The organism is Capnocytophaga sp. oral taxon 326 str. F0382, assembly GCF_000318295.1.
GTDB lineage: Bacteria > Bacteroidota > Bacteroidia > Flavobacteriales > Flavobacteriaceae > Capnocytophaga > Capnocytophaga periodontitidis.
Window position 1 is genome coordinate 21,750 of sequence record NZ_KB291399.1, and the last position, 6,254, is coordinate 28,003.

The window sequence follows — 6,254 nt, forward strand, 5'->3', positions numbered from 1 at the left end:
CTATCTAAAAAAACTTACGTTAAGTAACATTACAAAATTAATAAAACTACATAAATATGAAAAAAATAATTTTATTCAGTATCGGAGTTTTCTTTTTGATAACAAAGGCATTAGCTCAAGATATAAAAATAAAAAAAGGAGAATTACTCATCGATGGTACTCCTATCGCAAAAATAAGCAGTAAGGATAAAGTGGTTAGTTATTCCGATTTGTCAGGCAATTTCTTGTTTACTGCCGAAGCCCCTTATGCTACAGTTTCTGGCAACAGCACTCCCGAGAGATGGTTGCGCTTTAAAGGTGCTAACAACAATGTAAGAGAAATATCTCTCCCTTACTCCTTTAAACTTACTTTTTCAATAGAAAAGTATGTTACAGATGCTATCTTAAAAACAATCCCTGAATTACTCCCTCTAAAAGGAGCAAATAACCAGTTTATTAATCAGTTTTTCGCTTCTCAAGACCAGCCTTTCTCTGATAGATGGGACGCTATTTACGAAGAAGAACGCGAAGCTACCAGAACAGAACAAGAGTTAGCAAATGCCGATAAATTAAGAATAGAACAAAACAATATACTTAAGGACGGCAATAAAATAGGAACTATTTCTGCAAAAGTTTCCAAAATGGATAATTTTATGAACAAACCTGTTGCCTACAAATATACTGTAACCGATGAAAACGGAGGTCAGGTTGCTTCTTTAGAATATGAAGCAAAAGCTGATGGCTTTTACATCATAAAAACTTATGACCAAAAAGAGTTTAGCATATTGTCAAAACTTATAGAACCACAACCTGATAAAGCTCCTGGCTATGACCCTTTAGCTAAACGTATTGTACAACGTTTATATGCTAATGGTTATCCATTTGGCGATATGACTGTAGCTTTTGAACAGTTTTTAGAAGCTAAAAAACAAGAAGCTAAAAGAAAATACAATGAAAAAAGAGAAGAAGCTAAAGTTGGTTCAATGAATTTATACAATGTAGCTGGCTATGTAATCGATAAAAACAATGAGAAAAAAGAAGGTGCTTTGACCATCGAATTTGAGTCAATTGAAAAAAGAATGGGCGCTACTCTCCCCGATAGATCTACACTCGGAAGACTTCTTAAACTAAAAGACCAAGCAGGTAATGTTATTACTTTTAACGCTGATGACAAAGTGAAATTCTGTGCTGAAGGTCATTGTTATTTAGGAGTAGAACCTCTCGAAAACGATTATATGAAAAGCAGTAGCTTCGCCGATCCTTATACCTATCAGTTCTTTGAAATTCTATATGAAAAAGATGGAAATTACGTATTGAATCACATCGCCTATCCCGATGATTATTTACTGAAAGTAAAAGGTAATGACAAAGCTATTTATTTAGGTGAAAAAGGAATTTTCCGCACTAAAAAACCTGAAAAAATACAACGTTTGCTCACTAAATACCTAAATTGCCCCTCTATGGATGCAACAAAATATAACACCTTCACAAAAGAAGGACTTATTGAAGTGATTCAAGACTACCAAAAAAACTGTCAATAACTCTTATCTAAAAAATGCGCAGACTCCCCATTTATTTCCTCCTCGACGTCTCCGAATCAATGGTCGGCGACCCCATAGAACACGTGCAAGATGGTATGGCTACAATCATCAAAGAACTCAAAGCCGACCCCTTTGCGCTCGAAACCGTTTGGCTCTCTATCATTGGCTTTGCTGGGAAAAGTAAGGTCATTACGCCTTTGCAGGATATCATCACTTTCTACCCACCTAAAATTCCTATCGGCGGAGGCACTTCCCTTGCCAGCGGGCTCAACGAACTGATGAACGCTATCGACCGCGAAGTAGTCAAAACTACCCTCGAACGCAAAGGTGACTGGAAACCACTCGTTTTCCTTTTTACCGACGGTGTCCCTACCGACGACCCCGCCCAAGCTATCGAACGTTGGAATACTCATTACCGCCGTAAAGCAAACTTAGTGGTGATTTCGTTGGGTGAGAACACAAACTACAACCTCTTAGGGCAACTCACCGATCAAGTCTTGCAGTTCAACAACACCAATGCAGCTGCTTACAAAGAGTTCTTTAAGTGGATTACCGCTTCTATTAAAACCACCAGCGAGCAGGTGAACAACACCAATACCGATGCTATCAAGCTCGCCAAACCCGATCATCACCTCATCGAAAGCATCGACCTCACCAAGCGCCACGATGTCCCCGATGAAAACTTCGTGGTTATTCGCGGTAAGTGCTCTAATACCCAAAAACAATATCTTATCAAATTCCAAAAAAGCTCTCGCAGTTCGGGTATTTACGGAATGCAAACCCGTATCTATATGCTGCAAGGAGCTTATAAAATAGACGAGAATAGTTATAAAGAATTCTCTAACGAAACGAACTATGCCCTCAAAGTGTCGTCGGACGAGCTGATGGGCAACCCTTCTTGTCCTTGTTGTGGCAATGCCTACGCTTTGGCAACCTGCTCTTGTGGAGGCGTGCACTGTATCTCTGGCGAAGGCGAGAACAGCTGTCCGTGGTGTGGCTCAGTGGCTAACTACACTATGTCCGATGAAGATTTTGACATCAATAGAACCTTAGGCTAATGGACGAAATTATACAAACCATCATCAAAGGGGAACACCCTAATGGGCAACCCAATCCACGAGTAGAAGCCAAAGTGCTCTCTATACTCTCTCAGTCCGAAAAAATTAGCAGTTTAGCGCATCAACTACAAGAAGAAGTGAAAGAAAAATACCATATACATTACGAAATTGAATCTTTTTTAGATGCTCATTTGCCAATTGCCAATGCCAATGCTAAAAAAGACTATAATTTTAGCTTTAATTTAGAGGAATTTCCGCATATACACATCACTCATATCAGTCCTTTAGAAGAATTGGGGCTCATTTTCTCCCCCGATACACACACTATTATAGGAAAACCTACAATGGCAGCGAGTACCGAGTTGGAGATTCATTTCTATTGCACTCAAGACCCCGATTTGATCGAACGTGTAAAGCGAGTGCCTTTCATCATCAACCCCGACCCTAAAGACCTTTGGCAAGATATTCCTTTAGATAAAGAAGCGCGTTTCTACAAAACCGAAGAAGCTACCCTAAAAGCTTCTTTCTTAGACAAAAAACTCGTAGTAGCTTCTAAACGTGGCAGGTCACACGCTCACCAAGGAAGCGCTCGCGACGACGATTTCTACACTTTACCTTTGCCTAACAATTGGCAAGTGATAGCCGTCGCCGATGGTGCAGGCTCAGCTAAGTTTGCACGCAAAGGCTCCGAAATTGCCACTCATTTCATTTGTGATAGTTTTAATGATAGCGATTTCCTAAACACAATCGACCAAGAGGTGGTTGCTTATTTTGCAGCAGCCGAAGACCTCACACATAAGAGCAATATTGTAAATGCCATTTATCGCAAGCTCCGGGAACTCTTCCGTTATTTAGAAGATTTTGCTAACGCCGAAGAAATTGCGCTGAAAGACCTCCATACAACACTCATTTTTGTCTTGGCTAAGAAGTACGATTTTGGCTATGTGCTACTCACCTTTGGTGTAGGCGATTGCCCTATTTGTATTCTAAATGAAACACAAACCGAAGTGCAATTGCTTAACCTATTAGATATAGGTGAATTTGGTGGAGGCACACGTTTCATCACTATGTCCGAGATTTATTCTAACGATGCCGAAATACCCGTCGGGAAACGCTTTGGCATTCATCGCTTTAACGATTTTTCTAAACTATTCCTAATGACCGACGGCATCTACGACCCTAAGTTTGTAGTCGAAAACAACCTTACTAAAATAGAATGTTGGAATAATTTCTTAGCCGACCTCAATGGAGAGAACGACGACCATTGTCAAGTCGATTTCCAAAACGATAACCAAATAGACCAGCAGCTCCTTCAGTGGCTCGACTTCTGGAGCAAAGGCAATTCCGACGATAGAACCCTCGCGATTATTTACTAATTTAACGTCAGTTCGATATGGCAGAAAATTGATTTACAGCAATATAACACAATATATTTACAAAATAATTCACCGTCAGGTGAGAATTCGTGAAATATAACAATACAAAGAGTTTTATGCAGACCTAATTTCGTGAAAATTCGTGAGATTCGTGGGCACTTTCTCTTAACAAATTAAATAAAGAAGTCATAATGAACACCAGTTCCATATAACAAAGCACTGATTGTCATAATTCACCGTCAGGTGAAAATTCGTGAAATATAACAATACAAAGAATTTTATACACTCCCAAATTCGTGAAAATTCGTGAGATTCGTGGGAGTAAAAAATAAATAATGATGAATACAATCACTGTAAAATCAATTATAGATACTTCCAAATCCTACCAATATGTAGATGATGGCAACCCCAAACGTGGGGGAGTGAAAGACGTATATTTCTCTCCCGATCGTCGTTATGTGGTAGCTTTCTTCCGTGAACCCTTAGATTTTAACCAAAAAGAACGCATCAAGCGTATCGTCTCTCTGTATTTAGAGAATATCAAAAAAGGTAATGCCCCCGATTATTTCCTCAACGAGATTTTTCGCTGGCCTTACGATGCCGTCGAAAAAGACGGTAAAACAGGCGTGATTGTCCCTATCTACGACCGTAAATTCTTCTTTGCCAAAGGACGTATTGCCGACGACGGACTCAAAGGCGAAGAAAAAAAAGGTAAGTGGTTCACTACCCCTTCCTTTCGTGACCCTCAGTATCCCCTTTGCTTAGATCCTTCAGAGTTAGGCGATTGGCTTAGCTATTTCCAAATCGCTATCAATATCTGTCGCGGTATCAAAAAAATGCACCAAATGGGGCTTGCACATTCCGACCTCTCTTACAACAATATCCTCATCGACCCCGTAACCAAATCGGCAAATATCATCGACTTAGATGGTTTAGTGGTACCTGGAATGTTTCCTCCAGAGGTCATTGGCACCGCCGATTTTATAGCCCCCGAAGTGCTTAGCACCAAACATTTAGACTTCAAAGATCCTAAACGTGCACTGCCTAACCAAAAAACAGACTTGCACGCTTTGGCAGTACTTATATATATGTATCTCTTGCGACGCCACCCGCTCAAAGGTAGCAAAGTATGGGATTTAGATGCCGAAAAAGACGAGTTGTTGGCGATGGGGGAGAAGGCTCTCTTTATAGAACACCCCACCGATGCCACCAATCGCGTAAAACCCGACCAGTTGCGCAAGTGGGACGCTTTTTGGGGTGACCCCGCCAAATTGCCTTATACCGTTACAGGACCCTATCTCACCGAACTCTTCAATCGCGCTTTCATCGACGGATTGCACAACCCAATGTTACGCCCTATTGCTAACGAGTGGGAAACAGCCCTGCTTAAAACTGTAGATTTGATACAACCTTGCAGCAATCCAAGTTGTACACAAAAGTGGTATGTATTCGATAATACCGCTCGTCCTAAGTGTCCGTTTTGTGGTACCCCTCACCGTGGCAGCCTTCCTATCGCCGACTTGTATTACAATGCCGGCAACAATGTGTGGAAACCCGAAAACCATCGCCTGATGATATACCACAACCAATACCTTTTCAAGTGGCACGTATCGCGCAAGCTCATCCGCAACGAGAATCTCACTAACGACGACAAAAAGCCTGTAGGTTATTTCACCTTTTACCAAAACAGATGGGTACTCGTCAATCAATCCCTCCCCGATATGAAAGACGTTACCGAAAACAACCCCATTCCCATTGGTACAATGGTAGAACTCACCAATGAGAAAAAAATAAAGCTCTCAAATGATGAAGGCGGCAGATTGCTTTATATCACCTTAGTAAATTAATTTCCCTAACCTCCCAATCCCACCACCAAATCTCATCACCACCCTCTCTTTCTCTAAATCCCACCCCCAATTTCCACCACCACCCTCTCTTTTCCTAATTTTCTCATTCATCTCACCCCTCCATCCCCGCCCGTGCGGCTCGCACCCCTCCGACCCCATTTCCTAATTCCCATCCCCACCCGCACAACTCACACCTCTTTTTCAGCTAGTCCCCCTTCGGGGGTTCGGGGGCTATTCCCACCACCCCCTCCGAGTTTCTCTGAGTCTCTCCGAGTTTTTCCTCAAAAAATATTCCTCTCATTCTCAACCACTTAAAAAATAAATTAAAAAAATCATAAAAAAAGTTCACAAAAAATTTGCTAGTTTAAAAAAACGCCGTACCTTTGCACCCGCAAATGAGGCAAAACACGGTCTCAAACTAAGAAACAACACGTACATTGACATAATGTTGTA

The 6,254-nt window shown here is 41.1% G+C and carries 4 protein-coding genes; all 4 read left to right on the forward strand.

Going from position 1 to position 6,254, the window contains the following annotated elements; translation table 11 throughout:
• Positions 1-56 precede the first annotated feature (56 nt).
• The 4 genes from HMPREF9073_RS06595 to HMPREF9073_RS06610 all read left to right on the forward strand — a co-directional run bounded on the left by HMPREF9073_RS06595 (position 57) and on the right by HMPREF9073_RS06610 (position 5,801).
• On the forward strand, positions 57-1,520 hold the full coding sequence (locus tag HMPREF9073_RS06595) for a hypothetical protein (RefSeq protein WP_009413204.1): 1,464 nt from the start codon (positions 57-59) through the stop codon (positions 1,518-1,520).
• A 14-nt stretch (positions 1,521-1,534) separates the two neighbouring features.
• Complete coding sequence (locus HMPREF9073_RS06600; RefSeq protein ID WP_034555557.1) at positions 1,535-2,578, forward strand: TerY-C metal binding domain-containing protein; 1,044 nt, start codon at positions 1,535-1,537, stop codon at positions 2,576-2,578.
• Positions 2,578-3,954: a PP2C family serine/threonine-protein phosphatase gene (locus tag HMPREF9073_RS06605; RefSeq protein ID WP_009413206.1), complete on the forward strand. Its 1,377-nt coding sequence runs from the start codon at positions 2,578-2,580 to the stop codon at positions 3,952-3,954. Before HMPREF9073_RS06600 ends, HMPREF9073_RS06605 begins: the two co-directional genes overlap by 1 nt.
• 338 nt (positions 3,955-4,292) lie before the next feature.
• Positions 4,293-5,801, forward strand: a complete 1,509-nt coding sequence (locus HMPREF9073_RS06610) for a helix-hairpin-helix domain-containing protein (protein ID WP_034555559.1) — start codon at positions 4,293-4,295, stop codon at positions 5,799-5,801.
• Positions 5,802-6,254: the final 453 nt, after the last annotated feature.

What these genes read in the sequence shown, in the direction of transcription:
- HMPREF9073_RS06595 (WP_009413204.1), top strand. Translation starts at nt 57, where the DNA reads ATGAAAAAAATAATTTTATTCAGTATCGGAGTTTTCTTTTTGATAACA.
- HMPREF9073_RS06600 (WP_034555557.1), top strand. Translation starts at nt 1,535, where the DNA reads ATGCGCAGACTCCCCATTTATTTCCTCCTCGACGTCTCCGAATCAATG.
- HMPREF9073_RS06605 (WP_009413206.1), top strand. Translation starts at nt 2,578, where the DNA reads ATGGACGAAATTATACAAACCATCATCAAAGGGGAACACCCTAATGGG.
- HMPREF9073_RS06610 (WP_034555559.1), top strand. Translation starts at nt 4,293, where the DNA reads ATGAATACAATCACTGTAAAATCAATTATAGATACTTCCAAATCCTAC.